The sequence below is a fragment of the Archangium lipolyticum genome (assembly GCF_024623785.1).
Taxonomy (GTDB): Bacteria; Myxococcota; Myxococcia; order Myxococcales; family Myxococcaceae; genus Archangium; species Archangium lipolyticum.
In genome coordinates this window covers 134,406-156,254 of the sequence record NZ_JANKBZ010000020.1, presented here as the reverse complement: position 1 = coordinate 156,254, position 21,849 = coordinate 134,406, and the positions used below count along the sequence as shown (strand labels likewise).

The following is a 21,849-nucleotide window of genomic DNA, read 5'->3' as shown; positions in this document are numbered from 1 at the left end:
AGTCCTGTGCTCGGTCACTCGCGGCCCACCGAAAGTACGGCGCCCTTCGAATATGCCGTGAACTCGGGTGCGTACAGGGATTGAACAGTCGCTGGCCCCACACGGAACGTGCCCGCCATGTTCGCCCTCAGCCGGTAACGGAACGTGTACTCGCCCGCTGGCAGCCACTCAAAGAAGAAGTTCGTCCCCGAGTCCCTCGGCTCCTCGTACCAGACAATCCCAAGGTCATACCGGTGCCGGGATCCGGTAGTCCCCGGCTCGAACCCCGCCGCTCGCGGGTCTCTCAGGTGCACGTACTCCGCCGCGTGCTTCGTCCGCAGTGACAGGTGAACCTCCACCTCGTCTCCCGGCCCCACGCTCGTCCCCTCCTCCAGCGGGCGCAGCACCGCCTCCGTCCCCACCCGCTCGCGGAGGAAATAACGGCGCGAGACGGCGAAGAAGTCACCCCGCTCCTCCTCCGGCAGCCGCTCCGTCGAGAAGTGCCAGGTGGCCGAGGCGAACGCGAGCCCCTTCCCCGTCTTCTCCACCCCCACCGAGCTGCTCGTCTCCGGCTTCACCTCCGGCCCCGGCACCACCACCCGGTTCCCCTTCCCCGTGTACTCGGCCGGCTTGAAGGCGAACGCCGTCGTCTGACCGCCCACCGTCACCTTCACGTCCTCGCGCACGCCCAGGGCGCCCTCGCGCTCCAGGTACTTCACCAGCGCGTACACCGCCTCCGCCGTGGCCCGCGTGGACTTCCAGTGCCCCAGCTTCCGGTCCAACAGCAGCCACTGCGCCAGCCCGTGCCGCCGCGCGTCCTCCGGGCTCAGCTCCAGCAGCGTGCGCAGCGCGAAGGCATGCGTCTCCGTGGTGTCGTTGTACCAGAGCCAGCTCCGCTCCTCCGGCGCCCAGTACGTGCCCAGCTCCTCGCTCGTCTTCGCCGAGTCCATCACGCTCGCGAAGACGCGCCGCGCGTCCTCCACCCGCCCCGCCCGCTTCAGCGTCAGCGCCAGGTAGCCCTTCAGGTACGGCGAGTGCTCCTTCCAGTGCGCGAAGCCGTAGTCGAGGATCCTCGCGCGCTCCTCCGGGGTGAGCGCGTTGCCCGTGTAGCTCGCGTCCGGGAAGCTCGAGGCCACGTAGCCGAGCAGGGTGAGGAACTCCCAGCAGCAGCCCTCCTTGCGCAGCTTCTCCGCGTACTCCGCGCGGTAATGGCTCGCGAGGTACTGCCAGGCCCGCGTCGTCATGTTCCGGTCCACGTCCACCCCGTGATCCGCCGCGCGCGCGAGCCCGTGGAGGATGTAGAGCGTCATGTACGGCGACGGCGGCCCGCCCGGCCACCAGGGGAAGCCGCCCCCCGAGGTCTGCGCCTCGCGCAGCTTCACCAGTGCCGCCTCGCGCTCGGCCTTCGCCACTTCTGGATCCAACACCTTCGCCAGCCGGAGGCCCTCGTCCTTCCCGCCCCGTGACTCCTGAAGCCAGGGCGACTCCTCCAGCGCCATCTTCCGGTTGGGATCCATCGCATCCCACGTGTCGAAGCGCGTGGTGCGCGTGCTCAGCGACTTCGCCAGCTTCGCCACCTCCGGGTAGCGGCCATACAGGCTCGACACGATGCCCGTGGACACGAAGCGGTTGAGCACCTGCTCCGTGCACTCGTACGGGTACTCCATCAGGTACGGCATCGCCCCCAACACCGCGTGGAAGAGCTGCGCGTCCACCGAGACGACGAGCTGCTCGTGGAGCAGGCTCGGGTCGTCCCGGCGCCGCATGTCCGCGAACTCCATCGTCTTGCGCTCGCCACCCCGCAGCGCCACGAAGCGCGATTGCGACAGGCGCATGCGTCCGGGGAGCACCGGCAGCGGGCGCAGCTCGCCGTCACTGAAGTCCCCAGCCCGCGCGGTGACACGGAAGGCCACCGGCCCCAGCCCCGCCGGCACCGTCAGCGGGAAGCGCGCCGTCGTCCCCTTCCCCGCCTCCACCCGGAAGGGCTGGCGCGCCGTCTCCACGCCGAAGCGGGACAGCAGGCTCGCGTTCGTCTCCGGGTCGATGATGTCCAGCGCGAGCGAGCCCTCCAGCGCGCGCTCCCCCGCGTCGTTCACCACCACCTCCAGCACGGCCCTGTCTCCCTCGCGCAGGAAGCGCGGCACGTACGGGCGCACCATCAGCTCCTTCACGCTCCGGGTCTGACGTTGCAGCGAGCCGCCCTTCAGGTCCTTCGTCAGCGCGTGCACCCAGACGCTCCACGCCGTCACCGAGTCCGGCACGGTGAACTCCAGCACGGCCGAGCCGTCCGCCCCCGTGAGGAGCCGCGGCACCCAGAAGGCCGTCTCCGCGAAGTTGCCGCGCACCGCTTCCGGGGGGACGGCGGGCGCGGAGGCCGTCGCGGCCTGCTCGTGAGGAACTCCGCCTCCAGACACCGCTACCGCTGCCTCCTGCACGACCGCATCCGCCCTGGCGCTTCGCCTGGAAACCCTCGGCGCCCTGGCAACGGACCCCGAGTCCTCCATGGTGGCACGCCCACTCATCAGGTGCAGGGGTCTCAGCGTCAGCGGCAGCGGGATGGCGCGCCGCCCCGGTCCACCCACGCCATATCCGCCCTCCATGACGAGCGAGTCACCCCTGGGGTGGCTCCATTCCGGCACGCGCCCGAAATCCTCGCCGAAGAGCCACCGCCCGGGGGCCAGGCCCTGACTGACGTTCAGGTCCACCCACTGCGCACGCTGCGCGTAGTAGTTCTTCACGTCCGGAGGCGAGTGCGGCGCGAAGAGCTCCAACGACTGGTCATACATGTACGCGAGCAGCTCGGCGGCCCCCGCTTCCACCTTCGCCCCCTGGGGTCCCTTCACCGACACCCGCCACGTCTCCTTCGCGCCGGGGCGCAGGCGATCGCGGAAGGTGGCGAACTCCAATTTCAGCTCCTTGTCGTCGAAGGGCACGAACACCGGCTGCACGAACCGCAGCACCTGGTAGTCCCGCACCGCCACCAGCGCGAGCGTGAAGCCTCCTCGCATGGACTCGGTGACGGGCAGCTCCACCACCGCCGGGTCCTTCCCCGCTGTGAGCACACTCCGCCGCACCAGCTGCTCTCCCTGGTAGAGCTCCAGGTACAGCGGCTGGCCCTCGAAGCCGGAGAGCGCCAGCACGCGCGCCGTCTCTCCCACCCGCACCGTGGTGCGCTCGACCCGGAGCAGCGCCGGCAGCGCGATCGGGGCACTTCCGCCCACCACCAGCACCTCGCGCGAGGTGGTGAAGCGCTCGCCAAAGGCATCCTCCGTCTCGTAGTGCACGCGGTAGGCACCAGCGGGCACCGCGGGCAGCTTCACCCGCGCGAGCCCCTGCGCGTCGTGCGCCACCGAGCCCCGCGCCATCTCCTCGCCCTCGGCCCAGCTCCGCAAGGACTCCTCCACCGGAGCATCCTCCGCCCCCCACCGGGGCCGCAGTGCGTCTCCCGGTGTGGTGGCCCGGACGTCCGCCTCCACGGACAACCCGGGCGGAGTCACGAGGGGCTGCTCGACGGGCAGCACCGGCCGCGAGGGCTGCTTCAGCGCCACCAGCCGCCACCGCCCCGCCCCGGGCAGCGGCGCTCCATCGAGGTTGGAGCGCATCAACCGCACCTCGGAGGCCACGCCCTCGCGGAAGAACTCCTCGTCCGCGTCCACGCGGCCTTCCACCGCCACCAGGCCGAGCCGGAAGGCACGGTTCGCCGAGCGTGTCTCCCCGCCCTCGTCCGTCACGTCCGCCTCCACGCGGTAGCGCCAGGAGAAGTCGCGCGAGGCGGCGGTCCGCTCATCCGCTTCCGGGGTGAAGGTGAGCTGGAAACCCCCGTCCTCCCCCAGCGCCGAGGTGCCACTGGCCACGACGCGGGACGAGAACGGCCGGGCCCCCCCCATCGTCCGCCACCACACGGGGAGGAGGGGCTCGCGCCGGACGCTCCAGCGCACGGTGCCCCGTGTCACCGGGAGCCCGAAGTAGTAGCGCGCCTCGCCGCGGAAGGTGGCCGGACGGTTGAGGCGCAGCGCCGCGTCCGGGTCCTTCAGCGTCACCTCGAAGGTGGGCCGCTTGTACTCCTCCACACGCACCGCCGCGTTGCCCAGGTTGTCCTCGCCCACGCTGGCATCCACGCGCCACATGCCGAGCAGCCGCCCGGTGGGCAGGGTGAACTCGCCCGCCGCCGAGCCGAAGTCATTGGTCTTCACCTCGCGCTTCTCGACGGCCTGGCCATTCGCGTCCACCAGCGACACCGTCAACCGCTGCCTCGGCAGCGTCTGGTAGCGCGCTTGCTCCCCGCTCCCCCTGAAGGCCACCACCTTCCACGACACCTTCTGCAGCGGGCGGTACACGGAGCGATCCGTGAAGACGAGCGCATCCATCCGCTCCCTCTCCCGCGGGCGCCTGTACCCGTAGAAAGGCTCCAGGGCGAGCAGCACCTGCCGGCCCCGTCCCAGCACGACGAAGGAGCTCTTCTGCTCCGGCAGCCCGGTGAGGACGGCCTCGCCCCGGGCGTCCGTCTTCAGCGTCCGCACCACCCGGTTGCCATCACCCGCCTGCACGAGGCGCACCTCCACGCCCGGCGCGGGCTGGCCGCTCTCACCCTCCATCACCCGCACCTCCACCCGGCCCTGACGATCCTTGTGGGTGATGTAGACCCAGGGAGTCACCGTCATCAGGGTCGCGACCACCTGGTTGCCCTTCTCCTGGAAGTCCTCGCGCGCCGAGGCGACGATGAGGTAGCTGCCCGGCTCCGTCAGCGGCGGCACCACGAAGGTGCGGTGCGACCGGAAGTCCGGCGTCTCCGGCAACGACTCGCTCCAGGACGCCACGGGCCGCTCGCGCGCGATGAGGCGGCGCAGGGAGTCCTCCCCTTCATCCAGGAGCCCCTCGAACAAGTTGCCCCCGGTGAGCCGCGACTCCAGATCGTGCACATAGGCCCGGAAGTGCAACCGGGGCAGGTTGCGGTGCGTCACCTCGATGGAGCGCCTGCGGGCACCATCCGCGCGCATGCTGGCCACGGAGAACTCCGGCGCCTCGAGCTTCGCCACCAGCCGGGCACACCGCTGGCCCCCGATGCTCTTCGGATAGGCCGCCACGCACGCCTTCGCCAGCGTGTGCGCGCGCACCGGCCGATCCGCGGACTCCTCGCTCTCCACCAGCCATCCCTGCCCCATGGCCCACCACGGCACGTTCCGGTAGCCCTCCAGGTGCTCGGCCACGTGAGCGCGGACACGGGCCTTGTCCGCTTCCTCCGCGAAGGAGTCGTGGAGGAGCCGGCCACGTGCCAGGTGCGCCTCCAGCGCCGCCTCGCGCCGGCCCGCGGCGAGGTGCCACGCCTCCAGGTCCGCCAGCACGGCGGCCACCTTCCGCAGCGGGTGCTCCGCCGGCCCCACCAGGTCCACCCGGGGCGAGCCCCGCAGCAGCTCGTCCACGTCCAGGCGGTGCAGCTCCTCGGTCTGCCCCGGACGCCACTGGTTCTCGTCCGCCAACATCTCCACCCAGAGGTACGTCACCGCGTCACGCAGCGTGTCCCGGATTCCCGGCGGGTAGGTGTTCGGCTGGAGGACGCCCGCGAGCGCCCCCACCTTCTCCGCGCCCAGCCGCTCCCGCTCCGCCCACGCCTCCGAGAGCGCGCGCCGGGCCTCGGTGAAGATCTGCTCGGCCGTCCACCGCTTCAGATCCACCGGCCCGCCGGACACCACCTGCTCGCGCTGGCGCACCTCCCAGCCGTACTGCTCGGCGTAGGTGATGAGCGCGCTCGCGTAATAGAGCTCGAGCGTGGTGCGGGGCAGCAGCCCCTGGGGCCAGGGCTGCTCCCGGAGGAAGCGCACCGCCGTCTCGTACCCGTGGAGCCCGGTGCGCAGCTGCACCACGCGCACGAGCGCCCGCACCCACTCGTCCTCGTCACTCCGCGAGCGGGCCTGCGCCAGGCGGGCCTCGGCGCCCTGGAGGGCGGCCTCGAATTTCTGCTGCTCCACCAGCGCGTCGATGGCTTTCCACGAGGGCACGGACGGAGGCTGGGCCCGGGCAGCTGGAACGGAGAGGACGAGGATGGCGGCCGCCAGGAGGGCGGCGAGCATCCGGGGGCTCGGAAGTAGCGACATGTGGGCACTCTAGGCACAGCCCGTCCGCCTGGGATCCGGGAAGTGGCTCCCGGTCACGCTTGTGGAGCACCCCACCCGGGCGGGGCATACTGAGAGCCATGTGTGGCCGCGTCACCATCCAGACCCCCGCCCTGGCGATCGCCCGTGAGTTCGCCCTCACCGGCATCCGCACCGCCCTCGAGCGCCCCCGCTACAACCTCGCCCCCACCCAGCTGATGCCCGTGGTCATCAACGACGGGGAGCGGATGCTGGACGCCTACCGCTGGGGCCTCATCCCCTCCTGGGCGAAGGAAGCCTCCATCGGCAACAAGCTCATCAACGCCCGCGGCGAGACGGTGGCGGAGAAGCCCAGCTTCCGCTCCGCGCTCAAGCGCCGGCGCTGCCTGGTGCTGGTGGACGGCTGGTTCGAGTGGAAGCAGAGCACGAAGCCCAAGACGCCCTACCTCTTCCGCCGCAAGGATGGCCTGCCCATGACCTTCGCCGGACTCTGGGAGGAGTGGACCGCTCCGGACACCGGAGAGGTGCTGCGCACCTGCACCCTCATCACCACCGGGCCCAACGCGCTGATGGCCCCCATCCACGACCGGATGCCCGTCATCCTGCCGCCCGCGGCCCGGGACGTGTGGCTGCGCCCGGAGCCGCAGGAGGCCTCGGTGCTGCAACCGCTGCTGGTGCCCAACGAGGACGAGCCCCTGGAGGCCTGGGAGGTGGGGCGCGTGGTGAACTCGCCGACGAACGACGTGGCGGCCTGCGTGGAGCGCGTGGCGAGCCAGGCCTCGCTCCTGACCTGACGCTCAGGCCAACGCCCGCCCCTGCAGGACGCCGTTGGCCACCAGCAGCTCCACCAGTTCGGGGGACGCGAGCACCCAGTTGTCGCGCACGGGCACCCAGCGCACCCGCGCCCCGGTGCTCCCGAGCTCCCGGTTGATGTGCTCCACGAGCGGCCCGAAGAGCCGGACCGGCTCGTCCCAGTCCGGCTCGCCGCCGACGATGACGAGCGACCCGGGCTCCACCCGGAATCGGGCCTGTCCGGGGATGGGCAGCACCGAGAAGCCGGGCAGGTGCTCCTGCGTGGCCTGCTCCACCCGGTCCAGCAGCCGCTCGTCCTCGAAGGGGTGCGCCGCCTCCCAGTCGAAGAAGAGCCGGAGCTTCGGCTTCAGCGCCTTCAGCAGCGGGCTGCCCGCGCCCTCGCGCCACTGGTGGTCCGCGAGCGGCTCGGGCGCCAGGTCCACCGGCAACCCCCGTGCCTCGAGCTGCCGCAACAGCTCCTCCATCCGCCGCACCAGCTCCTCCGGCGGCGCGGCCCGGGAGAGCCACTGGATGTGGGAGACCGTCTGCCCGCGCCGGAGACCGGACACCCGATCTCCCACCTGGAGGCGCAAGGGGCTCAGCTCCCCTCCGGGCAGCTCGGGAAAGAGCCCACAGTGGAAGAGACCCGCGCCACTCTCCGCGCGCAGACGGGCGAAGCCGTGGGCCTCGTTGATCTCATCGATGATGAAGGTGTCCATGGGCCGCATGAGACCGCCCAATCTAGGACGCCGCCGGACCCGTCGTCACCGAGGGGGGCGCCGGAGCCCTGCGGCGCAGGCCCACGATGTACACCTCCATGCTGGCGCCGCGAGTGGCCTCGGGGCGAACCAGTTTGACCTCCTCGAAGGCGGCACGCACCTCGCCGCGGAACTCCTCGAATTCGCCGCCCATGAAGAGCTTGGCGACGAAGGCCGAGCCCGGACGGCCGCGGGTCACCGACACCTCGAGCGCCTTGCGGGCCAGCCGCAGACTGCGCGCCTCGTCCGTGGTGCGGATGCCGCTCGTCTTGGGGGCCATGTCGGAGATGACGGCGTCGAAGGGCCCGTCGTACAGCTCGCGCAGCTTCGCGTCGAAGTCGTCGGCGAGCACGTCCAGCACCGCCGTCTTCACGTACGGCTGGGAGAAGGGCCGGATGGGGACGATGTCCACCCCGATGACCCGGCCCTGGGGGCCCACCACGTCGGCGAGGATCTGCAAGAAGCCCCCGGGCGCCGCACCCAGGTCGAGCACCGAGGCGCCCTTCTTCAAGAAGGGGAAGCGCTTGAGGATTTCATCCACCTTGAAGGCGGAACGGGCCCTCAGCCCTTCTTGCTTGGCTTTCTTGAAATAGTGGTCTTTCGGACGGTAGGGCTTGCCCATGGCGGTAGGGCTCCCTACCATCGGCTACTGTCTTCGGGAAGCCGGAGCAGTCCCGGGTGTCCGGCATCCGTGGAAATGGCGGTCCGGAGGGGTCATGCGACTGTTCAGCGTGACAACAGCGGTGTTCGTCTCCCTGTTGTCGGCGGCGTGCGCGGTGGGGTGCTGGTACCGCGCGGAGCTGCTGCGCTCGGAGGCGGACTGGCTGCTGGAGCGGAGCAAGGCCCAGGCGAGCGAGTACGCGCGGAGCCTCGACGACACGCAGGCAGCCCAGCAGCTGGAGACGTTCGCGAAGCGCCGGGCGGTGCTGGAGCGGGCGCACGTGTGGCAGCGTGGCCAGGAGCTGGGCGTCATGGTGGCGGTGCTCGCGGCGGCGTGCGCCTGGATGCTGAGGATGCTGCGCCGGCTGAACGGAGAGCTGGACGAGGCCGCGGGCGAGCTGGAGTCCGCTCCAGCGGCCGAGCCGGTCCCTGTGCGGGCGGCCATCCGTCCCTCCCGTTCGTAGGGGACTCGCGGCGAGGCGGCCGCGCTGGCATAGACTGGTCCACCCCCCGAGTGGAGGTGGAGCATGCCTGGCTGCGCGCACTGCGGACGCGAACTCGACATCGTGGGTAATCAGGTGGGGCGGCGCGACACGTGCCCCCACTGCGGCGAGGAAGTGCACTCGTGCCGCAACTGCCGCCACTTCGACGAGAGGGTGGCGAAGCAGTGCAAGGAGCCCTTCGCCGAGGTCCCCTCGGACAAGGACGAAGCCAATTTCTGTGAGCTCTTCCAGATTGGCGAGGGCGGCCTGCACGCGAAGCAGGGCAAGGACGCATTCCTGTCCGCCGCGGAGGCGCTGTTCAAGAAGACGTAAGGGAGAAGGACCGCCGGGAACACTTCCCCGGAGGGGGACCCCGGTCGAATGTTCAGACCCTGGGGGTCATGATGGGGTTGTCGCAGGAGATCCACCGAGGACGCCGGTACAGCGTGTCCCGCCTCTGGAAGGGGGACGCTGAATCCCTGGTCCTCAAACGGGCCCGCCATGGCCCCCTCGCCCCCAGCAGCACGGCGATGCTCCACCACGAGCTCGAGCTGCTTCGGGAGCTCGAGAGGTTGGGGACGCCGGGCGTGGTGAGGGCCCTCTCCCTCGAGGACACAGCCGGAATGCCAGCGCTCGTCCTCGAGGACGCTGGCCCTCGAGACCTCCGGGACTGGTCGAAACACCATCCGTTCGAGCCCGACACCTTCCTGGAGCTGGCCATCCAGCTGACGGAGATCCTCGGACACATCCACCGGCACGACGTCATCCACCGGGACATCAACCCGACCAACATCATCGTGAGGCCGGGGTCCATCCACCTGACGGTGATCGACTTCGACCTCGCCATCCGGGCCGCTGGACCCACCCCTCCCGCGAACATCCTCGGCGAGCTCGAGCTGGCGCTGCCCTACATCGCGCCCGAGCAGACGGGGCGCATGGATCGCCTCGTCGATCACCGTGCCGACCTCTATTCATTGGGCGCGACCTTCTACGAGCTGCTCACGGGCCAGCCTCCGTTCCTGTCCTCCGACCCGATCGAGCTCGTCCACGCCCACCTCGCCCGGCCTCCCCTGCCGCCCGTTCACGCCAACCCCCGCATCCCGGAGATCCTCTCGGCGCTCGTGCTCAAGCTGCTCGCCAAGATGCCCGAGGAGCGCTACCAGAGCACTGACTCCCTCCTGGCCGATCTCCAGGAGGCGCGGAGGCGCAAGCGGACCTCCAGCGGACTCGAGACCTTCGAGCTCGGCCGGCTCGACTCCGCCCGGCAGCTCCCCATTCCGGAGCGGCTCTACGGGCGCGAGCGCGAGCTGACCCTGCTCGAGGACGCCCTGAAGCGCGTCCGGACGGGCCCGAGTGAGCGGGTGATGCTCACGGGCCCGGCGGGCATCGGCAAGTCGGCCCTCGTCCAGGAGTTGGGCCAACGCCTCGGGCGTGGAGGCTGGTTCCTCTCCGGCAAGTTCGACCAGCTCCAGGGCAACGTGCCCTACGCCCCGCTGGTGGCGGCCTTCCAGGGGTTGCTGGACGGGTTGTCCAGGGAACCGGCCGACGTCCAGGAGACGTGGCGGAGCCGGCTCTCGAAGGCCCTGGGAACCAACGGCCGCGTCATCCTCGGGCTCGTCCCCGGATTGGAGCAGTTCCTCGGTCCGCAGCCTCCCGTGCCCGACCTCAGGCCCACGGAGGCCGAGCGCGTCTTCCTCCTGACCTTCCAGGCATTCATCCAGGCACTCGCCACCCCGGAACGGCCCCTCCTGCTGTTCCTGGATGACCTCCAGTGGGCCGATCCCGCCTCGGTCAAGCTCTTGCAGCACCTCGCCTCGGATCCGGACTCGAACCACGTGTTGTGGTCGAGCTCCTGCCGGGCCGAGGAGGTCGGACCGGAGCACCCGGTCACCCGGGCCCTCGAGGCCATCCGGCAGAAGAAGCTCGACATCCACGTCATCGAGGTGCGCCCCCTGGACCTCGAGGCGATCACGGCACTCTGCGGCGACACCCTGCGCCGCGAGGCCGCGGACGTCCGGCCCCTGGCGGAGCTCGTGCTGCACAAGACGGCGGGCAACCCCCTCTTCGTCACCCGTTTCCTCAAGTACCTCCACCACGCCGGCCTGTTGAGCTTCGACGTCCAGCGCGGCACCTGGGACTGGACGCTCTCGCGGATCGCCCAGGTGGACGTGACCGAGAACGTGGTCGAGCTGATGCTCGCGACCATCCGCCGGCTTCCCGAGCGGACCCAGCGCCTGCTGAAGGTGGCGGCCTGTCTGGGGCACCAGGTGGACCTCCCCCTGCTCGCCGCGCTGGTGCACAGGCCCGTGGGCGACACGGCCGGCGCGCTCAGGAGCGCCATCCAGGAAGGGCTCCTCATCCCCCAGAACACCACCTACCGCTTCGCCCACGACCGCGTCCAGCAGGCCGCGTATTCGCTCCTGTCCGAGGACGAGAAGAAGCGCTTCCACCTCGAGGCGGGACGCCAGATGCGGGCCGCCCTCGAACGCGAGCAGGACGAGCGGCTCTTCGACATGGTGGATCAGCTCGACCTGGGCGCGGACCTGGTGACGAGTGAAACGGAACGGCTGGACCTGGTCCGGCTCAACTTCCAGGCGGGAGCCAAGGCCAAGGCCTCGGCGGCCTTCCGCTCCGCGCTCGGCTACCTCACCCGCGGCATCGAGCTCCTCCCCGGGGATGCGTGGCGGACGAGCTACGAGCAGACCTTCCGGCTCCACAAGGAGGCGGCGGAGTGTGCGTACCTCGCGAGCGCCCTGGAGTCCGCCGAGGGAATCATCTCCTCCGCACTGGTCCATGCCTCGTCGCGCTTCGAGAAGGCGGATCTCTACATCCTCCGGATCCTCGCCGGCATGATGAGACAGGCCTTCCCGGATGCGCTTCAGTGGGGACGAGAGGGATTGCGGTTGTTCGGCGTGGAGCTGCCAGAAAAGCAGGACGCCCCCCAGGCGCTCCAGGCCGAGTTCGCCAGGGTGAAGGAGAACACGAGGGGCCGCTCCATGGAGGAGATCCTCGAGGAACCCACGGCGGAGGACCCGGATCATCTGGCCTGCATGCGGCTCCTGACGGAGACGGGCCTGGCGACCATGTACATCGATCCCCAACTGTTCGCCTTCATCAACACCCGTGTCGTCAACCTGTCGTTGAAGCATGGCAATACACGCCATGCGCCCACGTCGTATGCCGTGTACGGAGGGATCCTGGCCTCACGGCTGGGTGACTACGCCACCGGCCATGCCTTCGGGTGCCTGGGCGTGGAGCTGTGCCGACGGTACACGGATCTCCGGCAGAGGAGCAGGGCGCTGGTCACGTTCGGGCTGGGTGTGAATCATTGGCGGGCGCCCCTACGCACCAGCATGCCCATCCTCCGTCAGGCCTTCACCTCCGCGCATGCGAGCGGCGATCTCCACCTGGCCAGCTACACGTTCCCCGCCACGGTGAACACCTTGTTCGCGATGGGCACCGGGCTCTCCCAGGTGCTCGCGGAGATCGAGACCGACCTGGCCTACGTCCGGAAGGCGGGCCTGCTCTGGCGCATTCAATCCCTCATCAGCCTCCGTCAGGCCATCCGCTGCCTGCAGGATCGGACTCGCGAGCACGCCCGCTTCGAGGATGACACGTTCGACGAGGAAGCGTTCCTCGCCAAGAACCGGGAGGTGCCCACCGTCCTGGGCATGTACTGGATCCAGCGCCTCCAGGTGTCCTACCTCCTGGGCGACATCGAGGACGCCCGGGAGATGTCGCGGCGGGGCCAGGGATTCCTCCTGTTCCTGCAAGGGTGGCACCTCCTCACTGAACACAACTTCTACACCTCGCTGAGCCTGACGGCCCGCTACGACAAGGCTTCGCCCGGGGAGAAGGCCCACCTCCTGGAGGAGCTCGCGGCCAACCAGCGCCAGCTCGCCATCTGGGCGGAGAACTGCCCGGAGAACTACCGCCACAAACACCTGCTCGTCAGCGCCGAGCTCGCCCGCATCGAGGGAAGACACCTCGAGGCCCTGCGGCTCTACGACCAGGCCATCGAGGGCGCCCATCGCGAGCAGTTCATCCACGAGGAGGCACTCGCCAACGAGCTCGCGGGCCGCTACTACCTCTCCGTCGGTGGCAAGCGCCTCGCCCACGGCTATCTGCGCTCCGCCCTCGAGGGCCATGCCCGTTGGGGCGCCCAGGCCAAGGTGTCGGATCTCGAGGAGGAGTTCTCCGACCTGACGCCAATCGAGCCCACTCACTGGGACCCCCCGGCCCCCACCTCGGAGCGTCCCGGGCCGGCGGGCTCCACCCTCGATCTGCTCACCCTCCTCAAGTCCGCCGAGACGCTCGTCAGCGAGGTCGTCCTGGAGCGCCTCCTCGAGAAGCTCATGGGCGTCTGTCTCGAGGCGGCGGGAGCCCAGCGTGGCGCGCTCGTGCTCGAGGAGAAGGACTCCCTCTGCTTGCGCGCGGTGGGCACCGTCTCCGAGCCCGTCTCGCTGTTGCACTCCACCCTGGAGGAATCGGGCCAGGTGCCTGGCACCGTCATCGAACACGCCTACCGGTCGGGAGAGACCCTCGTCCTGGCGGATGCCGCCCGGCAAGGACGCTTCTCCTCCGACCCCTACGTCGTCCAGCACGCCGTGAAGTCCGCCCTCGCCATTCCCATCCAACGGACCGGCAGGACAGTGGGTGTCCTCTACCTCGAGAACAACCTGGCCACCCGCGCCTTCACCCCCGAGCGCGTCCGCGTCCTGCGGCTGCTCTCCTCACAGATCGCCATCTCCCTGGAGAACAGCCTCCTCTTCGAACAGCTGCGCATCGAGGTGGAAGAGCGCAGGCGCGCGGAGCAGGCCGTGCGCTCCCTGGCCGAGTGGAGCCTCACCCTGTCCGAGTCCCTCGACTTCGAGACGACGCTGGCCAAGGTGACCCGCTCGGTGGTCCCCTACCTGGCCGACTGGTGCGTCGTCGACGTGGTCGAGAAGGACAGCAGGATCCGCCGGGTGGCGCTGGCCCATAAGGAGCCCGCCAAGGAGCAACTCCTGCGCGAGCTCTCGGAGAACTATCCTCCCACGTGGGACTCCCCGGAGCCGATCGCCCGCACCCTGCGCACCGGCCAGCCCGTGCTCCTCGCCAACCTCGACGAGCAGGTCGTGCGCAAGGCCAACCTCAGCCGGGATGAGCGGTACTTCGACATCCTTCGGACCATCTCCTTCCGCACCGGCATGGTCGTCCCGCTCGTCGCTCGCGGAAAGACGCTCGGAAGCATCCTCTTCGTGTCGTCCGCCGCCAGGCGCCGCTACTCCGAGGCCGAGCTCGACCTGGCCCAGGAGATGGCCCGCCGCGCCGCCGTCTGCATCGACAATGCCTGGCTGTACCGGGAAGCCCAGGAAGCCATCCACCTGCGCGATGACTTCCTGTCCGTCGCCTCGCACGAGCTCAACACCCCCATCACCTCCCTCCGCCTCTCCGTCCAGGGGCTCATGCGGCGCGCCGACTCCGAGCTGCCTCAAACCGCCCAGCGCGCCCTCCGCACCGCCGAACAGCAAACCCGCAAGCTCGCCGGGTTGATCAAGGAACTGCTCGAGGTCTCTCGCATCCACGCCGGCCGCCTCCACCTCCAGCTCGAATGGATGGATCTCTCCTCCGTGCTTCGCGAGGTCATCGAGCGCCATGGCCAGTCCCTGACCCGCGCCGAGTGTCCGCTGACACTCCACGTCCAGGAGGCAGTGACGGGCCGCTGGGACCGCTCCCGGCTGGAGCAGGTGGTCGGGAATCTGCTGTCCAATGCCATCAAGTTCGCCCCCGGCCGCCCCATCGAATTCTCCCTCTCTCGCGAGGGCGGCACCGCCCGCCTCGTCGTCAAGGACCAGGGCATCGGCATCGCTCCCGACCGCATGCCTCATATCTTCGGCCGCTTCGAACGCGCCGTCTCCTCCGTGAACTATGGAGGACTCGGTCTCGGCCTCTACATCGTTCACGAGATCGTGACCGCCCTGGGTGGCTCCGTCAGGGTGGAGAGCAAACCCGGCGAGGGCGCTACCTTTACCGTGGAGCTCCCTTGCTCTGGGCCCCCCGAGCACGAGAATCCCGGGCTCGAAGCCTCGATCCCCAGCTCCGTTTCACGGGCCCCCAGGTGAGCAACCCCCTATACCCTCACCCCAGCCCTCTCCCAGAGGGAGAGGGGGCATACACGGGTGTGCTCTAGAAGCCAGACATCTTCGAGAGGATCTCCTTCATCACCTCCGACGTTCCTCCTCCAATGCTGATCAGCCGGATGTCTCGCCACGCCCTCGCGATGTGTGTCTCCTCGATGTAGCCCATCCCACCGAAGAACTGCTGCACGTCGTACGCCACCTTCTGCGCCAGATCTCCCGCGAATAGCTTCGCCATGGAGATCTCTCGCACCGCGTTCTCCTTCCGGTCGAAGATCTCCACCGCGTGGTACGTCAGCCTCTTCGCCGCCTCGATCGCCGCCATGTGCTCCACCAGCTTGTGGCGCCACACCTGGAATCCTAGCAGCGGCTTGCCGAACGCCTTCCTCTCCTTCCCGTACTCCAGCGCGTCCTCGATCATCCTCTCCATCCCACCCACCGCGCAGAGCGCCCCCACCAGCCGCTCTCCCTGGAAGTTCGTCATGACGTGGTAGAAGCCCTCGTTCTCCTCCCCCAGCACGTACCGACACGGAATCCGGCAGTCCTCGAAGTAGAGGATCGCCGTGTCCGAGGACAGGTTCCCCACCTTGTCGAGCTTCTTCGACACTCCGAACCCCTTCACGTCCGTCGGGAACGTCACCAACGACACTCCCCCGTACCCCGGCCCTCCCGTCCGCACCGCCAGCGTGATGAAGTCCGCTCGCGTCCCGTTGGTGATCCACATCTTCGAGCCGTTGATGACGTAGTCGTCCCCGTCCCGCTTCGCCGTCGTCTGGATGCTCGCCACGTCCGAGCCGCATCCCGGCTCGCTGATGCCCAACGCGGCGATCTTCTCCCCCGCCAGCGCCGGCGCCAGGAACTCCCTCTTCTGCTCGTCCGTGCCGATCTCGTTGATGATCGGCGTCGCCATCTGGCTCTGCACCAGCAACGCCATGTTCACGCCCGCGTTCCGGCTCCGCGTCAGCTCCTCCGTGAACGCCGTCACGTACCAGTAGTCCAGTCCGCTCCCGCCGTACTTCGGATCATGGTTGATTCCCAAGAAGCCCAGCTCGCCGCACTTCTGGAAGAGCTCTCTGGGGAAGATGCCCGCCCGGTCCCACTCCAGCGCGTGCGGCGTCATCTCCTTCTCCACGAACGCGCGCACCGTCTTACGGAAGGCCTCATGCTCCTCTGTGAACGGATTCGGCATGGTCGCTGTGGCTCCTCGGGGTGATTGATTGATGAGTCAATAGTACAAGGGTCTCTCTCGCGAACAAGGACGTCCCATGGCTTCTGTCACCCTCGCGATCCTCGCGCTCCTCACCGCCACACCGGCCGCCCGGCCCACGGCCGAGGAGGTGCTCCGCGCTCAATGCCGGACCTGGGCCTCCGACCCCAAGAACCCCTGGGCCCTCGCTCATGGCATCACCCTCGAGGGCCGCTCCTTCAAGGCCCGCGATGGCCGCCCCGCCGCGGACGTCATCGTCTCCGGCTTCCTCCGCCGCGAGGTCGCGGGTCCCAACGCGGATCTCCGCTTCGAGGCCTTCTCCTCCGATGGCACCCCCGTCGAGCCCCACCCGAACCTCCAGGTGAAGACGCTCCTGCTCGCGGGTTACCCGCTCTCGCACTCCTTCCAGGCAGGCTGGGGCCGCGTCACCCTCGGTGCGCTCGTGGAGGACCTGAAGCGCGACTTCCGCCGCGACTCCGCCCTCTCACCCCATGGCGCCTGGACGCTCGATGCCCTCTCCCATGTGCTGCCCCCCGGCTCCACGTTCACCAACGGTGCTGGTGAGCCCATCCGCTTCGATGCCGTCATGGACGAGGCCCTCGCATTGCTCGAACGTGAACAGTCGGAGCTGATGAATGGCATGAAGGCCGGGCTTCCCCAGGTGCCCAAGCGCAAGCAGGGCATCTACGCGCACCCCTGTGGCGGACTGCACCTCTTCCAGGCCGTCGCCACCCACGCGCGCCACCCCGCCGTGCGCAAGGCGTGGGGCTCGCGCCTCGATGCCCAGGTGGAGGTCCTCTTCTACCGGCTGGTCTCCGAGTCCCGGCAGTACGACGCCGCCCTCTCCTCCGCACCTCCCCAGTACCGCCTGCCCGTGCTCATACAAATGGTGAAGTTCTACGGGCACTTCCTCGAGGCACTCGGCCGCTACCGCGAGGAGACGCGCTGGAAGCCCTCGCCCGCGCAGCTCCAGGCGGTCGAGCAGGCACGCGCACTGCTCGATGGCGCGGTGCGTCGACTCGACATGTCCGGGGCCTTCCGTGACATGGAGTCACTGAAGACGACGCAATCCCAGTCGTACCTGGACCTCATTGGAGATTCGTGCCACGCCGCGCACGGTCTGGGCTACTGGAGGAATCACCTCGGAGGTTGATACAAGGGTCAACCATGCCCTCCCCCCTCCGCCTCCTGGCCTCGGGCCTGGTCCTCCTCGGACTCACGCTCGCTGGCTGCAAGAAGGAGAGCTGCCTCGGCAATGAAGATGGCTGCCGGGTCGCCAGCCCCTGCGAGAAGCTGAGTTATTCCTGTGAAGCCTCCTCCGGCTCCGCGCTCGAGGTGCGCGTCCTCACGCCCGACGACAAGCGCGCCGGCAGCAACGCCCCCACCTCCGGCAACGCCACCGTGCCCGGTGGTCTCAACGCCATCGCCGCCCGTGGCGACATCCTCCTGGGTAACGACCGGGCGGTGGCCGTCATCGCCGGCATCGGCAACACGCACCTGCTGGATCCCGGCGGTGGCGCGCTGCTCGACCTGAGCGCCCGCGGCAAGGACAACGACGGCCTCAACCAGGTGCTCCAGGTGGTGGGCATCCTCCCCGCGGATGCCGCGCACTACACCTCCCTGGAGATCATCGACGAGCGTCCCACCCGCGTGGCGGTGCAACTGCGCGGCACGCTCGACGGCAAGCCCGAGTTCCCCATCGCCACCCTCTACGAGATGCGTCCGTGCGAGCCCGGCATCCGCGTGCGCACCGAGGTCCTCAACACCTCCGTGGACCCGCAGCTCTGGGCCCTGGCCGACGGCTTCTACTGGAGCGGCCGCGAGGCCCTGCCCTTCACCCCCTCCCAGGGCGCCGGCTACCAGCACCCCTCCTTCAGCCTGCTCACCATCGGCGACGCCTTCCGCAAGTTCCCCTACCTGACGGCGGCCCTCGCCTCCGACCCGGCCAGCAGCTACGCCGAGGTCGCCTGCGGGAAGACGGACGTGCTCGAGGGTTTCCAGAGCGATCAGATCTCCTCCTCCGGCCTGCCGCGCACCGTGGTGGCCTCGCGGGACTACCTCGTCTTCGAGCGCTTCCTCGCCGTGTCCGAGCGCGGCGACGTGGCCAGCGCCGCGGATCTGGCCCTGGAGGCCCGGCAGAAGCTCCATGGCGAGAAGTACGTGACGCTGCGCGGGAAGGTGAGCCGCCGCCAGACGCCGCTCACCTCCGGCCGCGAGGTCAGCGTCATCGTCAGCGAGGGCGACCTCGCCGCCGACCCGGGCACCCGCATCCCGTGGACCCAGGTGACGCCCGACAAGGAGGGCAACTTCCAGGCCCGCGTCCCCGCCGGCCGCACCTACTCGGTGGAGCTGCACGCCTTCGGCCGCAAGGTGGCCGACCGGCAGCTCGACGACGTGGACGCGGACACCGACGTGGGCACGCTCGCCGTGCCCGGCAACACCCGCCTCACCGTGAGGGTGGAGGACGCCGACCACCCCGGCCAGAAGCTCACCGCCGAGGTCTTCGTCGTCCCCGTGGACGCCTCCATCCAGAAGGACTCCGAGGGCTCGCTGCACGGCCGCTTCGGCACGTGCGCGCCGTGGCTCGGTCCGCCCCCGGGCCCCTCGCCCGCGTGCAACCGCTTCCTCGTCAACGGCAACTCCCCCGCGGACACCTCCGTGGACGCCCCCATGGGCCGCTTCCACATCTACGCCTTCAAGGGCCCCTTCTGGACGCTCGCCCGGGAGACGGTGACGCTCGGCGCCGAGGACACCCTCCTCACGTTCAAGCTGCGCAAGCTGCCCCTCCAGCCCTCCGGCACCGTGGGCGCGGACCTGCACGTGCACGGCGGCGCCAGCTTCGACAGCTCCATCCCCGACCTGGACCGCGTGCTGTCCTTCGCCGCCACGGACCTGGACGTCATCGTCTCCACCGACCACGACGTCATCTATGACTACGGCCAGGTCGTCCGGAGCCTGGGCCTTCAGGAGAAGATGAGCACCGTGGTGGGGCTGGAGACCACCGGCCACATCCTCTGGATGAAGCGCCCCGGCTCCGACCTCCCCCTCGTGGTGGGCCACTACAACTTCTGGCCGCTCGAGTACGACCCGACGAAGGCCCGCAACGGCGCCCCGTCCGACGAGCTCGTCGAGCCCGGTGAGCTGATGGACCGCGTGAAGGCCAGCGCCCCGCCCGCCCTGAGGGATCAGTTCATCGCCCAGCTCAACCACCCCTGGGCCGACGCCGAGTTCGGCCGCGACCTGGGCTACCCGCGCGCGCTCGCGATCAACACGCTCAAGAACCTGCCCTCGCGCGACGATGGCACCAGCGCCGGCATGTACGTGCGCTCGCCCAAGGGCGGCTTCGCCAACAACGGCCAGCACGCCCAGGAGGTGATGAACGGCACGCAGAACGACATGCTGCTGCCCTACCGCGCCTTCTGGTTCTACACGCTCGGCCAGGGCCAGGCCGTGACGGGCACCGCCAACAGCGACTCGCACAGCCTCACCGACAACACCGCGGGCGTGCCGCGCAACATCGTCTACGCGGACACCCGCCCTGGCACCGGGTTCGACACCGCCCGCTTCAACGCCGCCCTGAAGGCCGGCGCCTCCTTCGGCACCAACGGCCCCGTCATCGAGGCCACCCTCGACACCGCCAACGGTCCCGCGCGCTTCGGAACCGCTCCCGTGGTGCCCTCGGCCGACGCGAAGCTCCATCTCAAGATCTCCGCCGCGCCCTGGGTGCCCCTGGACGAGGTGCGCATCATCGTCAACGGCGTCGTCGTGAAGACGCTGGACGGCGCGGCGCTCTCCCACCCGAGGGATCCGTTCGATCCCTTCAACCCCGGTCCGATCGATCCGGCCGTCACCGCCGGGCTCCTGCGCTACGAGGGCAGCATCCCGCTCTCCGAGCTGCTCACCCGCTCGGGCGATGCCTGGCTCGTGGTGGAGGCCGGCACCCGCCTGCCTCCCGCCGCCGACTTCGGTGGCCCGGCCGGCGAGGGTCCGGATGGCATCCCCGACACCGGCGACAACAACGGGGACGGCGTGGTGGATCGCAACGACATCGGCAAGGACTCCTCCTACGGTCCGCTGCGCACGCCTCCGCCGCCCTCCAGCGAGGCGGATCCGATCTTCCACTTCGCCCAGGTGGTCACCGGCGGCTTCCCGATGGCCTTCACCAACCCCTTCCTCCTCGACCGGAACGGCAACGGACGCTTCGATGCCCCCGGCGTGGCCGCTCCTTGAATCGAGGGCCCATCGTGAACATGTCCCGACTGCTCGTCCCCCTCGTCGCCCTGCTGCTCCTGCCCTCCGCCGTCCGCGCGGAGGGAGGGTGTGAGGAGTGGATCTCCCCCGCGCTCGCCGAGGGCCCCGTCACCTTCGGCTTCCTGTCCGCCGATGTCGCCACCGGCCGCCGCGCCTGCCCCCGCACCGAGGTGGGCTTCGGCGTCCAGGGCGGCGCCATCATCGAGACGGCCAACCTCTACGGCGCCGTCACCGGTGCCGGCCTCCTCTCCGGCAGCCTCGCCGTGCGTCCGGACCTCGAGGTCTTCGCCACCCTGGAGGCCGTGCGCGTCCAGTACGTGCAGAACGCCACCCTCACCGGGACGGTCATCTCCCTCGGGCAGCTCACCGTGGGCGGCACCTGGATGGCGCTGACGCGCGGACCGCTCGTGGTGTCCCCGAGCGTGCGGCTCCAGCTGCCCACGTCCTTCGCGAGCCCGCGCACGCGCACCCTGGGCGGAGAGGTGGGCGCCGCCGTGCTGTACCGGCCCGTCAACCGCTTCGAGGTGCACGGGTACGCGGGGGTGGACACGGCCATGAGCCTGGGGGCCGCCGCGGCGTTGCCCCGGGCGGGCTTCCTGGTGAACGTCGGCACCGAGTACGCGCTCTGTAGCGGCTTCGCCGCCGTGCTGGATGCCAACCTGCACTTCGGGCACCGGGCCGCGCTCGACTACCTGGCGCCCGCCATCGGGCTGCGCTTCCGCGCGGGCGAGCACTTCGGCGCGGAGCTCGGCGCGAGCATGCCCGTGCTCGGCCCCGAGCGCGCCCTGGCCATTGGCGGACTGAAGCTCACCTATCGGATGTGAAACCGAACGCTCCTGGGAAGCGGGCGGCTCCCTTTACGGGAAAGGGAGCATCCGCCAGCATGCGAGAAACGCCAGCGGACGTCCTGGCGATCCGCTTTTCGCGCGCCGTCGCGACATCCATGACAGGCCCCGCCGTCCGGCCCAGGAGATGATCATGAGCCCATCCGCGAGCAAGAGACGAGTCCTCGTCATCGATGACTCAGAGGCCATCCACACCGACTTCCGCCGGATCCTCTGCCCGGAGCCACGCAGGAGCAAGAACGACCTGGACATGCTGGAGGAGGCGCTCTTCGGCCCGGCGCCCTCCCGCGGCGAGGGCCCCAACGAGCCGGAGTTCGAGCTGGACTCGGCCTTCCAGGGGCAGGAGGGAGTTGCCAAGGTCACCGAGTCCCTGTCCTCTGGCCGCCCCTATTCGCTCATCTTCCTCGACTACCGCATGCCGCCGGGCTGGAACGGGGCCGAGACGCTCAAGCGCCTCCGGGTGGTGGCTCCCTCGCTCCCCGTGGTGCTCTGCTCGGCCTACTCCGACTACTCGTGGACGGAGCTCATGCGGGAGTTCGGCAAATCCCAGGTCCTGCGGGAGCTGAGGAAGCCCTTCAACGGTCAGGAGGTGCGGCAGATGGCGCTCTCCCTCACCGAGCCCCGGAATCCAGGCTAGCCGCTCCCCTCCCGAGGCCCGGATGGAGAT

The 21,849-nt window shown here is 69.6% G+C and carries 12 protein-coding genes; 8 read left to right on the top strand and 4 right to left on the bottom strand.

What is annotated here, in order from left to right; translation table 11 throughout:
* Nucleotides 1–14: 14 nt before the first annotated feature.
* On the bottom strand, nucleotides 15–6,071 hold the full coding sequence (locus tag NR810_RS33720) for an alpha-2-macroglobulin family protein (RefSeq protein ID WP_257458567.1): 6,057 nt from the start codon (nucleotides 6,069–6,071) through the stop codon (nucleotides 15–17).
* A 98-nt stretch (nucleotides 6,072–6,169) separates the two neighbouring features.
* Here NR810_RS33720 and NR810_RS33715 point away from each other — a divergent pair, with 98 nt between their 5' ends.
* Nucleotides 6,170–6,862, top strand: coding sequence for an SOS response-associated peptidase (locus NR810_RS33715; RefSeq protein ID WP_257458566.1), 693 nt, complete (start codon nucleotides 6,170–6,172; stop codon nucleotides 6,860–6,862).
* 3 nt (nucleotides 6,863–6,865) lie between these two features.
* Here NR810_RS33715 and NR810_RS33710 read toward each other — a convergent pair whose 3' ends face one another.
* Together NR810_RS33710 and NR810_RS33705 are read right to left on the bottom strand one after the other, a co-directional pair.
* Nucleotides 6,866–7,588 (bottom strand): hypothetical protein, encoded by a 723-nt coding sequence (locus NR810_RS33710; RefSeq protein ID WP_257458565.1) that lies wholly within the window; start codon nucleotides 7,586–7,588, stop codon nucleotides 6,866–6,868.
* Nucleotides 7,589–7,601: 13 nt separating this feature from the next.
* Nucleotides 7,602–8,261 carry an RlmE family RNA methyltransferase gene (locus tag NR810_RS33705; RefSeq protein ID WP_257458564.1) on the bottom strand — a complete coding sequence of 220 codons (660 nt, stop codon included), beginning with the start codon at nucleotides 8,259–8,261 and terminating at the stop codon, nucleotides 7,602–7,604.
* Between the two features lie 73 nt (nucleotides 8,262–8,334).
* On the opposite strand from NR810_RS33705, the gene NR810_RS33700 reads away from it, so the two are divergent.
* The 3 genes from NR810_RS33700 (at nucleotide 8,335) to NR810_RS33690 (ending at nucleotide 14,864) form a co-directional block, all read left to right on the top strand.
* Complete coding sequence (locus tag NR810_RS33700; RefSeq protein ID WP_257458563.1) at nucleotides 8,335–8,742, top strand: hypothetical protein; 408 nt, start codon at nucleotides 8,335–8,337, stop codon at nucleotides 8,740–8,742.
* Nucleotides 8,743–8,805: 63 nt separating this feature from the next.
* Nucleotides 8,806–9,093 (top strand): hypothetical protein, encoded by a 288-nt coding sequence (locus NR810_RS33695; RefSeq protein WP_257458562.1) that lies wholly within the window; start codon nucleotides 8,806–8,808, stop codon nucleotides 9,091–9,093.
* Nucleotides 9,094–9,206: 113 nt separating this feature from the next.
* Nucleotides 9,207–14,864 (top strand): GAF domain-containing sensor histidine kinase, encoded by a 5,658-nt coding sequence (locus tag NR810_RS33690; protein ID WP_257458561.1) that lies wholly within the window; start codon nucleotides 9,207–9,209, stop codon nucleotides 14,862–14,864.
* Between the two features lie 64 nt (nucleotides 14,865–14,928).
* Here NR810_RS33690 and NR810_RS33685 read toward each other — a convergent pair whose 3' ends face one another.
* Nucleotides 14,929–16,068, bottom strand: a complete 1,140-nt coding sequence (locus NR810_RS33685; protein WP_257458560.1) for an acyl-CoA dehydrogenase family protein — start codon at nucleotides 16,066–16,068, stop codon at nucleotides 14,929–14,931.
* A 76-nt stretch (nucleotides 16,069–16,144) separates the two neighbouring features.
* On the opposite strand from NR810_RS33685, the gene NR810_RS33680 reads away from it, so the two are divergent.
* The 4 genes from NR810_RS33680 (at nucleotide 16,145) to NR810_RS33665 (ending at nucleotide 21,819) form a co-directional block, all read left to right on the top strand.
* Nucleotides 16,145–17,239, top strand: coding sequence for a hypothetical protein (locus tag NR810_RS33680; protein WP_257458559.1), 1,095 nt, complete (start codon nucleotides 16,145–16,147; stop codon nucleotides 17,237–17,239).
* Between the two features lie 14 nt (nucleotides 17,240–17,253).
* On the top strand, nucleotides 17,254–20,316 hold the full coding sequence (locus NR810_RS33675; protein WP_257458558.1) for a CehA/McbA family metallohydrolase: 3,063 nt from the start codon (nucleotides 17,254–17,256) through the stop codon (nucleotides 20,314–20,316).
* A gap of 14 nt (nucleotides 20,317–20,330) precedes the next feature.
* Complete coding sequence (locus tag NR810_RS33670) at nucleotides 20,331–21,161, top strand: hypothetical protein (protein ID WP_257458557.1); 831 nt, start codon at nucleotides 20,331–20,333, stop codon at nucleotides 21,159–21,161.
* A gap of 154 nt (nucleotides 21,162–21,315) precedes the next feature.
* Nucleotides 21,316–21,819, top strand: coding sequence for a response regulator (locus NR810_RS33665; protein WP_257458556.1), 504 nt, complete (start codon nucleotides 21,316–21,318; stop codon nucleotides 21,817–21,819).
* The last annotated feature ends 30 nt before the right edge of the window (nucleotides 21,820–21,849 follow it).

Excerpts from the sequence above, each read along its gene's own strand:
- NR810_RS33695 (WP_257458562.1), top strand. The coding sequence starts at position 8,806 with ATGCCTGGCTGCGCGCACTGCGGACGCGAACTCGACATCGTGGGTAAT.
- NR810_RS33680 (WP_257458559.1), top strand. The coding sequence starts at position 16,145 with ATGGCTTCTGTCACCCTCGCGATCCTCGCGCTCCTCACCGCCACACCG.
- NR810_RS33715 (WP_257458566.1), top strand. The coding sequence starts at position 6,170 with ATGTGTGGCCGCGTCACCATCCAGACCCCCGCCCTGGCGATCGCCCGT.
- NR810_RS33700 (WP_257458563.1), top strand. The coding sequence starts at position 8,335 with ATGCGACTGTTCAGCGTGACAACAGCGGTGTTCGTCTCCCTGTTGTCG.
- NR810_RS33675 (WP_257458558.1), top strand. The coding sequence starts at position 17,254 with ATGCCCTCCCCCCTCCGCCTCCTGGCCTCGGGCCTGGTCCTCCTCGGA.
- NR810_RS33720 (WP_257458567.1), bottom strand. The coding sequence starts at position 6,071 with ATGTCGCTACTTCCGAGCCCCCGGATGCTCGCCGCCCTCCTGGCGGCC.
- NR810_RS33665 (WP_257458556.1), top strand. The coding sequence starts at position 21,316 with ATGAGCCCATCCGCGAGCAAGAGACGAGTCCTCGTCATCGATGACTCA.
- NR810_RS33710 (WP_257458565.1), bottom strand. The coding sequence starts at position 7,588 with ATGCGGCCCATGGACACCTTCATCATCGATGAGATCAACGAGGCCCAC.
- NR810_RS33685 (WP_257458560.1), bottom strand. The coding sequence starts at position 16,068 with ATGCCGAATCCGTTCACAGAGGAGCATGAGGCCTTCCGTAAGACGGTG.
- NR810_RS33705 (WP_257458564.1), bottom strand. The coding sequence starts at position 8,261 with ATGGTAGGGAGCCCTACCGCCATGGGCAAGCCCTACCGTCCGAAAGAC.